17 protein-coding genes are annotated in these 16,231 nt (G+C 69.0%); 10 read left to right on the forward strand and 7 right to left on the reverse strand.

Translation table 11 applies throughout. The annotated features are described in order from the left end of the window. Positions 1–236 precede the first annotated feature (236 nt). From A6A40_RS11350 to A6A40_RS11360, 3 genes are all read left to right on the forward strand, one after another. A complete protein-coding gene (locus A6A40_RS11350) occupies positions 237–1,076 on the forward strand; it encodes a universal stress protein (RefSeq protein WP_063635492.1) in 840 nt (279 codons plus the stop codon). Between the two features lie 335 nt (positions 1,077–1,411). Continuing rightward, positions 1,412–2,332: a replication protein RepA gene (locus tag A6A40_RS11355; protein WP_063635493.1), complete on the forward strand. Its 921-nt coding sequence runs from the start codon at positions 1,412–1,414 to the stop codon at positions 2,330–2,332. A gap of 281 nt (positions 2,333–2,613) precedes the next feature. Beyond that, on the forward strand, positions 2,614–3,384 hold the full coding sequence (locus A6A40_RS11360; protein WP_063635494.1) for a sulfite exporter TauE/SafE family protein: 771 nt from the start codon (positions 2,614–2,616) through the stop codon (positions 3,382–3,384). A 19-nt stretch (positions 3,385–3,403) separates the two neighbouring features. On the opposite strand, the gene A6A40_RS11365 is transcribed toward A6A40_RS11360, so the two are convergent. Beyond that, entirely contained in the window at positions 3,404–4,309 is a 906-nt protein-coding gene (locus tag A6A40_RS11365; RefSeq protein WP_063635495.1) for a methyltransferase domain-containing protein, read from the reverse strand. A 114-nt stretch (positions 4,310–4,423) separates the two neighbouring features. Between A6A40_RS11365 and A6A40_RS11370 the strand changes: the two genes are divergently transcribed. The 4 genes from A6A40_RS11370 (at position 4,424) to A6A40_RS11385 (ending at position 6,728) form a co-directional block, all read left to right on the forward strand. Beyond that, a complete protein-coding gene (locus A6A40_RS11370; RefSeq protein ID WP_063635496.1) occupies positions 4,424–4,690 on the forward strand; it encodes a flagellar biosynthetic protein FliQ in 267 nt (88 codons plus the stop codon). Between the two features lie 13 nt (positions 4,691–4,703). Then, positions 4,704–5,483: a ComF family protein gene (locus A6A40_RS11375; RefSeq protein WP_236783646.1), complete on the forward strand. Its 780-nt coding sequence runs from the start codon at positions 4,704–4,706 to the stop codon at positions 5,481–5,483. Between the two features lie 130 nt (positions 5,484–5,613). Beyond that, a complete protein-coding gene (grxC, locus tag A6A40_RS11380; RefSeq protein ID WP_014248998.1) occupies positions 5,614–5,877 on the forward strand; it encodes a glutaredoxin 3 in 264 nt (87 codons plus the stop codon). After that, positions 5,874–6,728 (forward strand): carbon-nitrogen hydrolase family protein, encoded by an 855-nt coding sequence (locus tag A6A40_RS11385; protein WP_063635498.1) that lies wholly within the window; start codon positions 5,874–5,876, stop codon positions 6,726–6,728. Before grxC ends, A6A40_RS11385 begins: the two co-directional genes overlap by 4 nt. A gap of 18 nt (positions 6,729–6,746) precedes the next feature. Here A6A40_RS11385 and A6A40_RS11390 read toward each other — a convergent pair whose 3' ends face one another. The 5 genes from A6A40_RS11390 to A6A40_RS11410 form a co-directional block, all read right to left on the reverse strand. Further along, a complete protein-coding gene (locus A6A40_RS11390) occupies positions 6,747–7,238 on the reverse strand; it encodes a 3'-5' exonuclease family protein (protein ID WP_063635499.1) in 492 nt (163 codons plus the stop codon). A 7-nt stretch (positions 7,239–7,245) separates the two neighbouring features. Continuing rightward, a complete protein-coding gene (locus A6A40_RS11395) occupies positions 7,246–9,111 on the reverse strand; it encodes a DUF294 nucleotidyltransferase-like domain-containing protein (protein WP_063635500.1) in 1,866 nt (621 codons plus the stop codon). 243 nt (positions 9,112–9,354) lie between these two features. Next, positions 9,355–11,028 carry a cation acetate symporter gene (locus A6A40_RS11400; protein ID WP_063636241.1) on the reverse strand — a complete coding sequence of 558 codons (1,674 nt, stop codon included), beginning with the start codon at positions 11,026–11,028 and terminating at the stop codon, positions 9,355–9,357. Positions 11,029–11,078: 50 nt separating this feature from the next. After that, positions 11,079–11,381 carry a DUF485 domain-containing protein gene (locus A6A40_RS11405; protein ID WP_063635501.1) on the reverse strand — a complete coding sequence of 101 codons (303 nt, stop codon included), beginning with the start codon at positions 11,379–11,381 and terminating at the stop codon, positions 11,079–11,081. Between the two features lie 357 nt (positions 11,382–11,738). Continuing rightward, a complete protein-coding gene (locus A6A40_RS11410; RefSeq protein WP_063635502.1) occupies positions 11,739–12,347 on the reverse strand; it encodes a DUF1178 family protein in 609 nt (202 codons plus the stop codon). 201 nt (positions 12,348–12,548) lie between these two features. Here A6A40_RS11410 and A6A40_RS11415 point away from each other — a divergent pair, with 201 nt between their 5' ends. After that, the gene (locus A6A40_RS11415) at positions 12,549–13,109 is read left to right on the forward strand and encodes a class I SAM-dependent methyltransferase (protein ID WP_063635503.1); all 561 of its coding nucleotides are present in this window, start codon (positions 12,549–12,551) and stop codon (positions 13,107–13,109) included. A gap of 20 nt (positions 13,110–13,129) precedes the next feature. On the opposite strand, the gene A6A40_RS11420 is transcribed toward A6A40_RS11415, so the two are convergent. Next, positions 13,130–13,714, reverse strand: a complete 585-nt coding sequence (locus tag A6A40_RS11420; RefSeq protein WP_063635504.1) for an RNA methyltransferase — start codon at positions 13,712–13,714, stop codon at positions 13,130–13,132. Positions 13,715–13,791: 77 nt separating this feature from the next. Between A6A40_RS11420 and A6A40_RS11425 the strand changes: the two genes are divergently transcribed. Together A6A40_RS11425 and A6A40_RS11430 are read left to right on the forward strand one after the other, a co-directional pair. Then, complete coding sequence (locus A6A40_RS11425; protein WP_063636242.1) at positions 13,792–14,910, forward strand: asparaginase; 1,119 nt, start codon at positions 13,792–13,794, stop codon at positions 14,908–14,910. Between the two features lie 81 nt (positions 14,911–14,991). Next, the gene (locus A6A40_RS11430) at positions 14,992–16,218 is read left to right on the forward strand and encodes a class I SAM-dependent methyltransferase (RefSeq protein ID WP_063636243.1); all 1,227 of its coding nucleotides are present in this window, start codon (positions 14,992–14,994) and stop codon (positions 16,216–16,218) included. The last annotated feature ends 13 nt before the right edge of the window (positions 16,219–16,231 follow it).

The following is a 16,231-nucleotide window of genomic DNA, read 5'->3' on the forward strand; positions in this document are numbered from 1 at the left end:
CGCTCCGGAGTCGTTTGTGTGCAGTGCAGGAACGCGAAGAGGGCATGGCTGTGCCTTGTAAAGGAAAGACATCGGCAATCGTTGGCGGCTCTATACTGCCAAGGCAAGTGGGGCCAACGCGTGCGGACCACCGCAAGTGAGCTTACCGCCCGCCCGGCGCCGCCCCGCCCGTGCATCGCCCCTACTTCGATTGGCGATGACGGCAACGGTCACAATCAATGGGCAGGAATCACGCCATGGCTCTCAAGGACATTCTGGTGGTCGTCGACGATACGCCCGCGTCCGCAGCGCGTCTCGACCTTGCAGCCCGGCTCGCGGCCCGGTGCGATGCGCATCTGACCGCGCTCTACGCCTATATGGACGTCGTGTTCCCCGGCTATATCGAATCCCAGTTTCCGCAGGATCTGCGTGAGAGCCGCCGTCAGTCGCGCGACGACCAGACCGCCCGCCTGGCTGCCGCCTTCACCGACGCCATGCGCCAGCATGGCCTGACCGACCGTTCGGAATGGCTGGTTCAGGAAGGCGACCCGACCATCGCCGCCGCCGTGCGCGGCCGCTACGCCGATCTGGTGGTGGTCGGCCAGCCGGATCCGGACCGCGACCGCGACCAGCCGGTCGCGCAGCCGGCCGACCTGCTGTTCGAATGCGGCCGGCCGCTTCTGGTCGTGCCCTATGCCGGCCGCTTCCCCACCATCGGCGAACGGGTCCTGGTCGGCTGGAACGGCAGCCGCGAGGCCGCGCGCGCCATCGGCGACGCCATGCCGCTGCTGGTCTCCGCCAAGCGCGTCGTGGTGATGGCCGCCAATCCGAAGCCCGGTCCCAACGGCCTGGGCGACGAACCTTGTGCCGACATCGCCCGCCACCTGTCCCGCCATGGCTGCCGCGTCGAGGCCACCCATGTCGCCACCGATGTGGTGGAGCCCGGCGACACCGTGCTGAACATGGCCGCCGACGAAAGCTGCGACCTGCTGGTGATGGGCGCCTATGGCCGCTCCCGCTTCCGCGAACTGGTGCTGGGCGGCATGACCCGATTCATGCTGCTGCACATGACGGTTCCGGTGCTGCTGAGCCATTGAGGGCCGAGGGGGCGTCGGCTTCGAATGCCCCCTCCCCCCCATCCGTGGGGTTATGCGACCGACCGTCTCCCGAGTCCCTCCGCAACCGCCGCGAGTCGCCCCTTGCCGCCCGTGGGGAAAAGCGACCGGCCAGACTTTTCCACCCCACGCCCCGTGGGGCAAAGCGGCGGATTCGTGGGGAAAAGCGGCACGACTCGGGCTTTCCCCATGGGGATAAGCGGCGACTCAACTAATAAGCCTAACAACTAACCGTCGAATAGCCCGGTCGCCTAACCCCACATTGACTCCCTCGCCCGCCGCTCACCAGGATGCCACAACATCCGGGTGGGGCGGCGATGGGCGACATACACAGGCTGGTGATCGAACATGGACGGGACAAGGCGCGCGCGCTGGTCCGGCCCGAGGATCGGACGCTGGTGGACATCGCCGCCGACATCCTGGCGGACGAGAACCAGCATCTCGGCATCACCTACAGCGGCTTCTGCCTGACCAGCCTGCCGCACAAGAAGCTGGCCGACGACGCCCCCTGGGAAAAGCGCGGTCATCAGGTGACGCTGCTGGTCGAACCGGGGCGGTTGAAGGTGAACGGCAAGGTGAAGCTGTTCGGCGTGCCCTATGGCGCGCGGGCGCGGATGATCCTGATCTATCTGCAGACCCAGGCGGTGCGCACCGGCCGGCGCGAGGTGGAGCTTGGCCGCTCGATGCGAGACTGGCTGACCCGCATGGGCATCAGCGTCGGCGGCGAGACGTTCCGCGGCTTCCGCGAGCAGTCGCTGCGCATCTCGGCCTGCACGCTGAAGTTCTTCTGGGACGGCGAGAATGCCGACGTGTTCGAGAAGGGCGGCATCGTCAAGCGCGGCCTGATCTTCCACGACGACCTCGGCGACGACCGCCAGGGCACGCTGTGGAACGATGTGGTCCAGTTGGACGAGACCTTCTTCCAGGCCCTGCGCGACCATCCGGTCCCGCTGCTGGAGGAGGCCGTGCGGCAGCTGAAGGACCGTTCGCTCAGCCTCGACCTCTATGTCTGGCTGGCCTACCGGCTGCATTCGCTGAGCCGGCCGCAGCCGATCTCCTGGCCGTCGCTCTATGCCCAGTTCGGCGCCGGCTACGACCAGATGAAGCATTTCAAGCCGCGCTTCGTCCAGGCCCTGCAGTATGCCCTGGCCGCCTATCCCGACGCCAAGGTGGAGCCCGCCGACGACGGCGTCGTCCTCCACCCCAGCCGCCCGCCCATCGCCCGCCTGCTGGCGTGACGGCGTGGGGATAAGCGACCGACCATGAGGTGTGGGCTGGCGAATGCCCCCACCTAACCTCCCCCGCTGGGCGGGGGAGGGACTGCCGCCACTCTCCCGCATCAGCACCAATCCCCTCCCCCGCCCAGCGGGGGAGGGTTAGGGTGGGGGTCTAACTCAGCACCACATACTCGCCCCCCGGTCGCTTCCCCCCACACCCCAAATCCATTGACCCACGTCATTGGGCTGCCCACCCCTCCCCATTAAGATCGCCGCCAGTTCCCGAACCGGAGAGGCCCGCCTTGGACGCCCTGTCGCTGCTGGATGCCGGACTGAACCAGTGCGCCGTGGTCATCGACCGTGACGGCGGGCTGCTGCTGGCCCTGCTGACCGCCGGGCTGGTCGGCGGCACCACCCATTGCACCGGCATGTGCGGTCCCTTCGTTCTGGCCCAGGTTTCGGCACGGCTGGAGCAGGTTCCTCTGTCGGCAATGTCCGAGTTCCGGCGCCTGACCGGGGCGGCGGTGCTGCCCTACCATGCCGGCCGGGCGACGACCTATGCGCTGATCGGTGCCGTATCGGCCTCTGTCGCCGGCCATGTCGGCGCGCTGCCCGGCCTGCGCTGGCTGTCGGTCGCCCTGCTGGCGCTGGCAGCGCTGTTCTTCCTCGGCTACGCAGCGCGCAACGTCCTGTCCTGGCTGCCGAAAGCGCCGTCGCTGGGAGGCGGCGGAGTGCGGCGCTGGTGGGGAGACCGGGTATCGCGCCTCGCCCGGCCGCTGTTCGGCAACCCGACCGGCTGGCGCGGCTATGGGCTGGGAGTGGCGCTGGGCTTCATCCCCTGCGGCATGCTCTATGGCGCCATCGCGGTCGCGGCGGCGAGCGGCAGTGCGCTGACCGGCGCGCTCGGAATGGCCGCCTTCGCGCTCGGCACGGTGCCGAGCCTGTTGGCGGTGGGGCTGGCCGGCCATGTCGCCGGCCGCACCTGGCGCACCGCCGTCGCCCGCGTCGCCCCGGCGATCATGCTGGTGAACGCCGGGGTGCTGGGCTGGATGGCCTGGAAGCTGGTTGCGTGAACCGGCCCCTCAGCCTGCTTCAGTGGATACCGCAGCCGCCGCCCTTCAGCGCGTCGCCGAGCGGAACCTGCCCGCTGCCCGGCTTCAGCGGCTGCTGCTGGCTTTCGTGCGGCGACCAGCCGGCGAGATAGAGCACCTCGAAGGTGACCGGAATCCGCCCGTCCGGCTCGGCGTAGAGTTCGGCATAGCGCCGCGCCGCGTCGAACAACAGCCCGCGGCTTGCCGGAACCTTGCGCCGCGCCAGCACCGTGTTGGTCTCGCCCATGCCGCGCAGCTCGCGCATCAGGGCGAAGGCGTCGGAATAGGTGACGGTGATGACGTCGCTGTCGACCACCGGCAGGGCGAAGCCGGCGCGTTGCAGCAACCCGCCGGCATCCTTGATCTCGGCAAAGGGCGACACGCGGGGGGAGACGCCGCCGGCGATCTCCATCTCCGCCTCGTACAGGCAGCGGCGCAGCTCGGCAAGGGTCTGGCCGCCCAGCATGGAGGCGCAGAAGAAGCCGTCGGGCTTCAGCGCCTGCCGGATCTGCACCAGGGCGCCAGGCAGGTCGTTGACCCAGTGCAGGCTGAGATTGCTGACCACCAGATCGAAGCTGCCGGGGGCGAAGGGCAGGAACTCCTCGTCGGCGGCGACGGATGGGTTGCCCGGACCGCCGGCGGCGCGGGCGAAGTCCGGCGACAGGTCGCAGGCGATCAGCCGCTCGATCCCCTTGCGGCCTTTCAGGAAGCGGCCCATCGCCCCGTCGTGGCAACCGACGTCCAGCGCCAGCGGGAAGGGACGGATCACGTCCTCCAGCCGGTCGGCCAGCCGGTCGGCGATCTCCTCGAACAGGAAGGAATGGTCGGAGAATTCGGCGACGGCGCGGTCGCGGCGGCGGCGGACCAGCGCGCGGTCGAAGACGGTCATGCTGTCGGGACTTGTCATGGCCGCACTATACCCCAGCCCGGCGGCACGGCAACCGTGCTACACTCGCCGCCCAGCCGCCTTCTCCACAGCACCGCTCCCGAAAACGGGCCTTCAAACCGGACAGGCATCTGCATGGGCATCGACGAGGCCATCGCCGTCAGTCACGAAGCACTGATGGTCATCCTGAAGATCTCGCTGCCGCCGCTGGGCATCACCGCCCTGCTGTCGGCGGTGCTGATGCTGTTCCAGAGCGCCACCAACATCAACGAATCCTCGCTGCAGCAGGACATGAAGTTCTTCGCCACGCTGCTGATCCTGTTCGTCACCGGGCCGGCAATTTATCTGGTCCTGCGTGACTACACCGGCGTGATCTTCGAACGCATCGCCATGCTGCAGTGACGGGACCGTCCGGATGCAGGCACCCGTTCCCTTCTCCGGTCCCCTCGCAAGATTGGGCCGCACCGCCGCAGGCGCCGCCACCCGGCTGCTGGACGCCCTGCTGCCGCCGCGCTGCCTCAGCTGCGGCGAGGCGGTGGACCGGCAGGGCGGGCTGTGCGGGCGCTGCTGGTCCGGTCTGACCTTCATCGCCCCGCCGCTGTGCGCCTGCTGCGGCCTGCCCTTCGAATATGAGGCGCAGGAGGGCGCCCTGTGCGGCGCCTGTGTGGCAGCCCGTCCGCCCTTTGCCCGCGCCCGCGCCGTGCTGGTCTATGACGACGGCAGCCGGCCGCTGGTGCTGGGCTTCAAGCATGGCGACCGCATCCATGCCGCCAAGGCCTACGGCGTCTGGCTGGCCCGCGCCGGGCGTGAGCTGCTGGAGGATGCCGACCGGCTGGTGCCGGTGCCGCTGCACCACGGCCGGCTGTTCCACCGCCGCTACAATCAGGCCGCCCTGCTGGCGCAGGCGCTGTCGCGGCACAGCGGCGTGCCGACGACCCCAGACCTGCTGGAGCGGCGGCGCGCCACCCCGACCCAGGGCGGGCTGGACCGCCAGGGACGCCACCGCAACGTCAAGGGCGCCTTCCGCCTGCGGCCGGGGCAATCGGTCCAGGGGCTGGTGACGGGTCAGCGGCTGGTTCTGGTCGATGACGTGCTGACCACCGGGGCGACGCTGGCGGAATGCACGCGGGTCCTGCTGCGCGCCGGAGCGGCCAGGGTGGACGTGCTGACGTTGGCCCGCGTGGTGCTCCGCTGACGCTTGAAAAGGGCCGGAACCGGCGGTTCTGATCGGCGATGCTGACCGGCGTTGCGCGCGGGCTGCAACGTCTGGCGCCTCTCGCAGGTTGATCCTATACTTTCTCCACGTCCAAAAGGAGCCCATCGGCATGGCCGACGTCGTCATCTACACCACGCCCTTCTGCCCCTACTGCATGCGGGCCAAGAGCCTGCTCGACGGCAAGGGCGTGACATACGAGGAAATCGACCTCTACGCCCAGCCCGGCCGCCGCAGCGAGATGATCGAGCGGTCGGAAGGCCGGACCACCGTCCCGCAGATCTTCATCGACGGGAAGCCCTATGGCGGCAGCGACGACATCCATGCGCTGGACCGCGCCGGCAAGCTCGATCCCCTGCTCGGCATCGCCGCATGAGCGAAGCCATCGTCGGCAGCGGCATGCTGAAGGCCGCCTGCGTCCAAGTGAATGCAGGCACGGAGCTCGAGCCGAACCTGCGGGCGGCAGGCGACCTCGTCCGCCGCGCCCGCGATGCCGGGGCGGCCTTCATCGCCCTGCCGGAGAATGTCGGCTGGATCGTCCAGGGCCGCGACAAGACCATGCAGCGCGTGCGGACCGAGGCGGAGCATCCCGGTATCCCCTTCTTCGCCGATCTGGCGCGGGAGACCGGAGCCTGGATCCTGGGCGGCACCCTGCAGGTCCTGCTCGATGACGGGCGCGCCGCCAACCGCAGCTACCTGTTCGACGCCGGCGGGCGGATCGTTGCCTCCTACGACAAGATCCACATGTTCGACGTCACGCTGAAGAACGGCGAATCCTATCGCGAATCGGCCAGCTTCCGGCCGGGCGAGCGGGCCGTGGTGGCGTCCAGCCCGTGGGGCGGCATCGGCATGACCGTCTGCTACGACGTGCGCTTCGCCTATCTGTACCGGGCGCTGGCCCAGGCGGGGGCGTCGATCCTGACCGTGCCGGCCGCCTTCACCGTCCCGACCGGCCGCGCCCACTGGCACACGCTTCTGCGCGCCCGTGCCATCGAGACCGGCTGTTTCGTGATCGCCCCGGCCCAGACCGGCAGCCACGACCAGGGCCGCCAGACCTACGGCCATTCCCTGCTGATCGCCCCCTGGGGCGAGGTGCTGGCCGATGCAGGCACCGAGGTCGGCGTCATCACCGCCGACCTCGACCTGGACCGCGTCGCGGAGGCCCGCAGCATGGTCCCGTCCCTGACCCACGACCGGGCCTTCGAGGTGGAGCGGGTAGGGTTTTGAGACGTCCGCCTCGATCCCTCAGCGCCCCTCCTGGGTCAGCCGCAGCCACGCCATGGCCACGGCCAGCGCGGTGCCGATAGCCCCTTCGGCACGGACCGGCAGATCGAGGTCGCGGATCATGCTGTCCAGCCGCAGGTCGACCGCATGCTTCACCGCGTTGCGGATCTTGCGGTCGTAATAGAGGCCCGACACCTCCACCCGCTCCTGCGCCAGCGGGCGGCCGGTCAGCCGTTCCGCCATGGCGATGGAGAAGTCGAGGTAATAGCCGACGAGCGGGCGGTCGCCGACGAAGGCATGGAGCCGGTCGCCGGCCTCCCCCAGCCCGCTGTCGCTGCCGGGATGGAGCAGCAGGGCGCTGCCGGTCAGGATGCGCGGCCCGCGGATGCGGATGGCGGCGAAGGCCAGCGGCCTTGCGGCCTCCAGGTCGAAGCTGGTCGCCTCGCAATGGATCGCCACGCGTTCGCGCCGGTCGCTGTGGCGGTCGATCTCGGTGTGGGTTGACTGGACCATCGCCGCCTCAGTGGTTCAGGCGGAAATGATGGGCGATCAGCTCCTTGAAGCTCTTCACCAACGCCAGACAGTCCTTGAACTGGTCATGGTCGAGCTTGCCCAGCCGGTCGGGATGAACGAGGTTGTCGATCGCCAGCTCCGCCCCCTCGCCAGCCCCTTCGGCGTCCTGGGGCAGATCGACGCGCGCCTTCAGCCGGATGGTCGACAGGATGGTGAAGGCCTCCACCAGATCACCGGCCATCTTGCGGTCCAGCGCGCCAAGCTCGGCAAGCACCTGGATGCGTTCCACCGTGTTGGTCTCCGCCCGGTGCTTTTCCAGCGCCAGCGCCCGTACGCCATGGACGATGGGGAAGATGCCGGCCTTCTTGATGTCCACCGGCTCCCCCCGCCGCCGCTCGAACAGGGCGGCGAACAGGCCGCCCGGCGTGTCGAACGACAGGGTCGGGCGGGCGAACTGGGTGAAGAACATCTGGTTGTCCTGCAGCCGGCTCAGCAGATAGTCCTTCGCGTCCTGCAGCAGCGTGGCGTCGCCGGCCACCGGGGCGGCGTCGTAGAAGATGGCGAGGTTCATCTGCGCCGCCTCGTCCGGGCGGTGGATCCAGCTGAAGATCGCATCCTTGTAGCCGGCGAGCGGCCGCGTCCATTCCGGGTTGGACAGCATGATGTTGCCCGGACAGGGCGGATAGCCGAACGCGACCAGATGGCGGGTGAATTCGGCGGCGATGCGCGGCAGGTCGGGGCAGTCGAAGCCGTCGCGCAGGATCAGGCCGTTGTCCTGGTCGGTCTTCAGCAGCTGTTCGCCGCGCCCCTCGCTGCCCATCACGATCAGGCAGCTGTTCGCCAGCAACTCCGGCGGGGCCAGCAGTTCGAACAGCTTGCGGAAGATGCGGCGGTTCAGCTCCGTCACCAGATCGGCGATGAAGGACACCTTGACCCCGGTGGCGTGCAGGGTGCGGATCAGCTCGACGATGGAGCGGCTGGCCCGGCGCAGGTCGTCGGGGTTGGTCGCATGTTCCACCTGCACGCCGATGACCTGGGAATGGTTGGACAGCACCGCCAGCAGGTCGCTTTGCCCCAACAGCCCGGCGATGGCCCCGTTCTCCGTCACCACGACGCGGCGCACCGCATGCTTGGTCATCAGGACCAGCGCGTTGAACAGCAGGTCGTCGCGGTCCAGCGTCAGCAGGCCATAGCGGGCGAGCGGCCCGACCGGGTCGGTCACCGGCCGGCCGTCCAGCACCACCAGATCGCGCAGGTCGGTGCCGGTCAGGATGCCGGTGCGGCCGTCCTCCCCGTGCACCAGGACGCTGCTGGCGCGGTTCTGCCGCATCGCCTCCGCCGCGTCGCGCAGGCTGGCGCCGGCCTCCACGAACAGCGGCGGATGGAGATAAGCCTGCCGGATGCGGGCCATGGTCAGCGCCGCCATCTCGCGGTTGGAACGCTCGGCCGCCAGATCGCGCATGCGCTGGGCGAAATCGCCGAGAATGGCCGTGCCGAAGGCGGGATTCTCGGCGGCCAACGCCTCCAGCGCGGCGCGCGGGATCAGGTGGCAGACGCAGTCCTCCGCCGCGACGAAGCGGCGGGCGCCGGTGACGTACCCGCATGCCCCACCGTAGAGTGCCTGCAGGCCGAAACGGTCGCCGGGTCCGTGGACCGCCGCCACCTCGCCGCCGCGGCGTTCCTGCACGCTCCCGCGCAGGACGACGAACAGCGAGTCGGTCGGCTCCTCCCGGCAGAGGATCACGGCCTCGTGCGGATAAAGGGCGACGTCCAGCGCGCCGGCCAGCGCCGCGCGCTGGTCCGCCGTCAGCAGGTCGAAGGGGGGCCGGCCGAAATCGAAGTCCGGGGAGGCGGTCGGCGTCGCGTGCTGCACGGGCGGGCTCCGTCACAGGAGGGCGGGGCATAAAAAAGCGCCCCCGGATCGGGTCCGGAGGCGCTTTTCAGGATACACCCGCCGGGCGCGGTGCCGGAAGCGGGTGCGACATTTGGCGGCGTGGTTCGGTCACCGCACGGGCTGGAGCCTTTCCCGGAGGGGGAGAAGGGTGCGGTGCGAGGCGCGATCCCTTCCCTTCTTCTTCTTGCCGCTCTGCCCGTTTTCCTCGTTCGGCAGGTTGCCTTAGTGGGCGGAGGCACCCTCGGCACCCAGGCCGGTCTGCGACCGGATGTACTGGGCTTCGAAGTCCTTGCGCTCCTTCTGGGCCTGCGCGCTGTTGTCGGTGATCGAGAAGAACCAGATGCCGACGAAGGCGATGATGATCGAGAACAGGCCGGGGTTGTCGTAGGGGAACAGAGCGGCCGGGTTGCCCAGAACCGCCTTCCACACCGTCGGACCCAGGACCAGCATCGTGACCGCCGAAACCAGGCCCAGGGTGCCGCCGATGACGGCGCCGCGGGTGGTCATCTTGTTCCAGAACATCGACATCAGCAGGATCGGGAAGTTGGCCGAAGCGGCGATGACGAAGGCCAGACCGACCATGAAGGCGACGTTCTGGTTCTCGAAGGCGATGCCGAGCACGATCGACAGGATGCCGATGACGACGGTGGTGATCTTCGAGACGCGGATTTCGTCGGCCTCGTTGACGCGGCCCTTGGCGAAGACCGAGGCGTAGAGGTCATGGGAGACCGCCGAGGCGCCGGCCAGCGTCAGACCCGCGACCACCGCCAGGATGGTGGCGAAGGCGACCGCCGAGATGAAGCCGTAGAACAGATCGCCGCCGACCGCATGGGCGGTGTGGATGGCCGCCATGTTGGTGCCGCCGATGACGTTGGCGATCACCGCCTTGGCGCCGGCCAGCGGGGCCGCCGTCAGGAAGGGATAGGCGCCGTTGGCGTCGGGGGCCAGGATCATCAGGATGGCGCCGAAGCCGATGATGAAGGTCAGGATGTAGAAGTAGCCGATGAAGCCGGTGGCGTAGAAGACCGACTTGCGGGCTTCCTTGGCGTCGGCGACGGTGAAGAAGCGCATCAGGATGTGCGGCAGGCCGGCGGTGCCGAACATCAGCGCCATGCCCAGCGAGATCGCCGAGACCGGATCGCTGATCAGCGCGCCCGGCGACATGATCGCCAGACCCTTCGGGTGGATGTCGACGGCGGCCTTGAACATCGCCTCGGGGCTGAAGCCGAACTTCGCCAGGATCATGAAGGCCATGAAGGAGGCGCCGGACAGCAGCATCACCGCCTTGATGATCTGCACCCAGGTGGTGGCCAGCATGCCGCCGAAGGTCACGTAACCGATCATCAGCACGCCGACGATGATGACGGCGACCAGATAGTCGAGACCGAACAGCAGCTGGATCAGCTTGCCGGCACCCACCATCTGGGCGATCAGGTAGAAGGTGACCGTCGCCAGCGAGCCGCAGGCGGACAGGGTGCGGATCGGCGTCTGCTGGAAGCGGTAGGAGGCGACGTCGGCGAAGGTGTATTTGCCGAGGTTGCGCAGCCGTTCCGCGATCAGGAACAGGATGATCGGCCAGCCGACCAGCCAGCCCACCGAGAAGATCAGGCCGTCGAAGCCGTTGGCGTACACCAGGCCGGCGATGCCCAGGAAGGACGCGGCCGACATGTAGTCGCCGGCGATGGCCAGACCGTTCTGGAAGCCGGTGATGCCGCCGCCGGCGGCGTAGAAGTCCTTGGCCGACTTCGTCCGGCGGGCCGCCCAGAAGGTGATGCCCAGAGTCAGGAGGACGAAGATCAGGAACATGATGATGGCGGACCAGTTCGTCGCCTGCTTCGTCACCGCGCCTTCGACGGCGGCGGCGTAAGCGGAGGCGGGAACCAGCGCGCCCGCCATGGCGGCCAGGGCGGCGGCCGGGGCGGCGATGCGGGTGGTGGCGGCGCGGATCACTTCGATTCCTCCAGGATCTGGCGGTTCAGCTCGTCGAATTCGCCGTTCGCCCGGTAGACGTAGATGCCGGTCAGGATGAAGGCGGACACGATGGTGAAGACGCCGACCGGAATGCCCCAGGTCGTGACGCCGGAGCCGATCGGCGTGCCCAGGAAGCTCTTCCCGAACGCCACCAGCAGAATGAAACCGAAATAGATGACCAGCATGGCAATCGACAAAGTCCAGGCGAAAGCGGAGCGCTTCGCCACCAGCTCCTGGAACTTCGGATTGTTCAAAATCCGTTGTGCGTTTTGATTCATGTGCGTCCCCTCATCGAGTGCCGGCAATTGTTCGGCTGTCCTTCAGAGCCCCGTCTGCGGGATAGTCCGGCATTTGCCGTCCGGGCGGTCGCGTCCGGGTTTCTCCCCGTAATTCGTACGCCCTTGACCTGCCCAATTGTTTGATACAGATCATTGTTGGGCGCACCCCCTACCTTGGTCGATGGGATGGCCTGCCGACCGAAGGCGATTCCCCTGAAACCCGGACTTGGGCCGGGCTGTAACGGGATATGGAAAAGGCGCCCCCGTTGCCGGGCGCGCCTTTCAAACAGTCAGCTTTTCAAATGGTTTCGTTCGGAATCAGAGGCGTCGCCGCATCGGGCGCGACCGCGATGTCCGTCAGGAGTCGCTCCGTGGGATCCACGGAATGCGGTGAAATGTCACACCTTCCTCGTGGAGTTCGGCGACCTCGTCGTCCGACGCCTCGCCATAGATGCCGCGGGGGTCGGCCTCGCCGTAATGGATGCGCCGCGCCTCCTCGGCGAAGCGGTCGCCGACATAGTCGCAGTTCTTCTCCACGCTGCGCCGCACCTCTGTCAGCTGCCGCATCACCTCGGCCACAGCCTCGCGCTGGGCATCGTTCAGGCTGGGCGGAAGGGCAGCGACCATGTCGGCCGTGCTGGGCAGCGGAGCGGGGGGAATCGGCACCGGCAGGGCTGCGGGCCCATGGGAAGGAAGATGGGATGGGGGATGGGCGGGAATGGTGGCGGGCACCGGCGCGGACGGGGCGTCGGCCGCGACGGCTTCGGCCTGATCGCGGGCGCGGTCGGCGGCCCTGGCGACTCCCTTGGCGATGCGCGGGGCCATCGGCGCCTTGCCGACCACCGTATCGCCGCAGATCGGGCAGGCGATCTGGTGCGCCGCCGCCTGTTCGTCATAGGTGGCGCCGTTGCGGAACCACGCCTCGAACCGGTGGTCGGCCGAGCATCTCAACGCGAAGAGGATCATATCCCCACAAGCCCCAAACTAACCCGCAGCTGGAAGGTCCGCCCCGGTGCGCCGGTCCGGGTTGCGGCGCGACTCGGGATTTGTCCTAATTCAGCACGGCCGGGCCGCGCCGTCAAACGCCGGGCGGGTCCATTGTCCATACCTCCTGTGATATCGTTCCCGCGGCCCCGGAAAAGAAGTCCCGCCGAGGAGAATCCAACCATGCCCACGCCCCACCCGCTCTCGCCGCCCTCCCCCTGGGTGGAGCGCTTCGCCCCGCTGGTGCGGGCGGGCGGCCCGGTGCTCGACCTCGCCTGCGGCGGCGGGCGTCATCTGCGGCTGTTCCACCGGCGCGGCCATCCGGTGGCCGGGCTGGACCGCGACCTCGGCGGCGTCGCCGACCTGGACGGCAGCGCGAACGTCACCCTGATCCAGGCCGATTTGGAAACCGGCGATTCGGCAAGTCGGCTCGGCCCCCTGCCCGCCGACGCCCGCTTCGCCGGAATCGTCGTCGCCAACTACCTGCACCGCCCGCTCTTTCCCGCCATCCTGGCGGCGCTGGAACCGGGCGGCGTGCTGATCTACGAGACCTTCGCCGACGGCAACGCCCGCTTCGGCCGCCCGTCCTCCCCCGATTTCCTGCTGCGCCGCGGCGAGCTGCTGGAGGCGGTGCGCGGCAGGCTTCAGGTGGTCGCCTTCGAGCAGGGAGAGATAGCGGTGCCCAAGCCCGCGGTGGTGCAGCGGATCTGCGCCGTCGCCGGGGACGATCCGCTGCCGCTCTGAGGCATCCTTACTCGCCGCCCTTACTCGTTGCCGCCGTCTTCGACCGGCTTCTGCTCGCCGCGGATGCGACGGCGGCGGTCCTCCTTGCGCATGATCTGCTTGCCGTGCTTGTGCTGTGCCGGCCCTTCCAGCGGGCCGCCGGGACGGACCGGGCGCTCGGCGAAGCGGCCGAGCGAGATCATGCGGTCATACATGACCAGCGCCCCGGCGACGCCGACATTGATGCAGAAGGACATCGGGATCTTCACCACATGGTCGCAGCGCGCCAGCAGGGCGGGCGACAGGCTGTCGCGCTCCGGCCCCAGCACATAGGCAGCGCGCGACGGGTGGCGGAAGCTCGGCAGTTCCACCGCATCGTCGGTCAGCTCCACCCCGACCAGCATGCAGTCCCTGGGCAGGGTGAAGTCGGCCACCCGCTCGTGGATGTAGAGCGGCAGGTGCAGCGTGGCGCCCGAGGTGTCGACCAGCTTCGTCTCCCGCAGATCCGGTTCCGGATCGATGGCGAAGAAGAAGGAGGCGCCGAAGGCATGGGCGGTGCGCATCAGGTTGCCGACATTGCCCGGCTTGCTGATCCGCTCCACCCCAATTCCGAAATAGCCACGCATGAAGAACCCGCTGTTCCAGGTAAGGATAACCGGGCCGGAGCTTGCCGCCGACGCCGGCCCGAGGCAAGCTTGCCGGCATGAGCCAAGACCATACGCACGACCACTCCTGCTGCGGTGGGGATCACCACCACGGCCATTCCCACCATCATAGCGAGGGTGCCGAGGGCCACGCCGACCTGTCCGGCCCGGCGGAAAGCCCGATCACCGTCGAGGTGACGCGCGGCAGCCTGGTGGAGTCGGTCCACCGCGCCCGCGCCTGCATCGTCGATGCCGGCGGCCATGTGCTGGCGCGCTGGGGCGACATCGACGCGCCGGTCTACCCGCGCTCCGCCATCAAGTCGCTGCAGGCGATCCCGCTGGTGGAAAGCGGCGCGCTCGACGCCTTCGGGCTGGGGGACGAGGAACTGGCGCTCGCCTGCTCCTCCCACAATGGCGAGGCGCGCCACACGGAACTGGTGCGGTCCTGGGCGGAGCGGGTCGGGCTGACGCTCGACGATTACGAATGCGGCGCGCAGATCCCCTACGATCCCGCCACCGCCGAGGACCTCGTCCGCCGCGGCGAGGCGCCGACCGCCTTCCACAACAATTGCTCCGGCAAGCACAGCGGCTTCCTGACCACGGCGAAGCACAGGGGCGAGCGGCTGAAGGGCTATGTCCGCTACGAACACCCGGTGCAGCAGCGCATCCTCGGCGTGATGGAGCAGATGACCGGCCAGGACCTGTTCGGCGCGCCCTGGGGCGTCGACGGCTGTTCCATCCCCACCGTCGGCATTCCGCTGGGCGCCATCGCCTATGCCATGGCCCGCATCGCCGACCCGGTCGACCTGCCCGACGCACGGGCCGAGGCCGTCACCCGCATCGCCGCCGCCTGGGGCAAGCATCCCTTCCTGATCGGCGGCACCGGCACCTTCGACAGCGCGCTGATGGAGGCGGCCGAGGGCGCCGTGCTGGTCAAGGGCGGGGCCGAGGGGGTCGGCTGTGCCGTGATTCCGGAACAGGGCATCGGCATCGCCCTGAAGATCGAGGATGGGGCCGCCCGTGCCCGCGAGGTGGCTCTGGCTGCGCTGATCCGCTCGACCGGGGCGCTGACCGACGCCCAATGGGCACGCGTGCCGCAACTGCTGACCGCCCCGCTGCTGAACCGCGCCGGCATGCGGGTGGGCGAGGTGCGGCCGGCGGCGGGCTGGCCGGGCTGAGGAAGGCCGTTATCAGGCGGATGCAGCGGGTGCGGCTGCGGTGCTATGGTCGCCGCGCCCGTTCCTTATGAGCAGTCCCCCATGAGCATCGACGACCTGCGCGCCCAGTACGAAGCCTATCCCTACCCGGCGCGCAATCCGGCCGACGAGTCCAAGCGCCTGATCACCGGCTCGCCCAGCCACCTGGACGAGCTTGTGCAGCATGTCTTCGGCGGCCGGATCGACCATTCCAAGCCGTTGCGGGTGCTGGTGGCCGGCGGCGGCACGGGGGACGGCACCATCATGCTGGCGCAGCAGATGGCCGACGCCGGCAATCCCGGCCGCGTCACCTACATCGATCTGTCCGACGCCAGCCGCGCCGTCGCCGAGGCGCGGGCCAAGGCGCGCGGCCTGACCAACATCGACTTCCGCCGCGGATCGCTGCTGGAACTCGACGGGCTGGGACCGTTCGACTACATCGACTGCTGCGGCGTGCTGCATCATCTGGACGATCCGGCGGCCGGCCTGCGCTCGCTGGCCGGCGCGCTGGCGCCCGGCGGCGGCATCGGCATCATGGTCTACGCCCCTTATGGCCGCACCGGCGTCTATCCGATGCAGGAGGCTCTGCGCGGCATGACCGAGGGGCTGCCGCCGGCCGAGAAGGTGGCGCTGGCCCGCCGGTTGATCCAGGCTCTGCCGCCGACCAACTGGCTGCTGAACAACCCGCACATCAGCGACCACCGGCTGGCCGACGCCAACCTCTACGACCTGCTGCTGCACAGCTGCGACCGTCCCTACAGCGTGCCGCAGCTGGCGGAGCTGGCGGAGAGCGCCGGCCTCGCCGTCGCGACGCTGATCGACCCGCTGCGCTACGAGCCGTCGCTGTGGATCAAGGACGCCCGCGTGCTGAAGCAACTGGCGGGGCTGACCATGCTGGAGCGCGCCGCCTGGACCGAGCGCGTCACCGGCGCCTTCACCAAGCACATCGCCTATCTGCTGCGCCCGGCCGATCTGGAGGCCGCCCGCATCCTGCCGGACGGGCCGGACGTTATCCCGGTCCTGCGCGACATCGACGGCGCCACCGTCGCGAAGAATGTCCCGCCCGGCGGCAGCCTGGAGTTCGACCTGATGGGCAGCGTCGTGGCGCTGCCCCTGCCGCGGCTGGCCGGCCCGATCCTGTCGCGGATCGACGGCCGGACCAGCCTGGGCGCCCTGCACGCCGCCATCGAGCCGACGACGAAGGCGACCTGGGAGCAGTTCCTCACCCAGTTCCGCCAGCTGTTCGACACGCTGGGCGGGCTGGGCAAGATGCACCTGCGGCGGGGATAGGGCGACAGCCCCA

The organism is Azospirillum humicireducens (assembly GCF_001639105.2).
GTDB lineage: Bacteria > Pseudomonadota > Alphaproteobacteria > Azospirillales > Azospirillaceae > Azospirillum > Azospirillum humicireducens.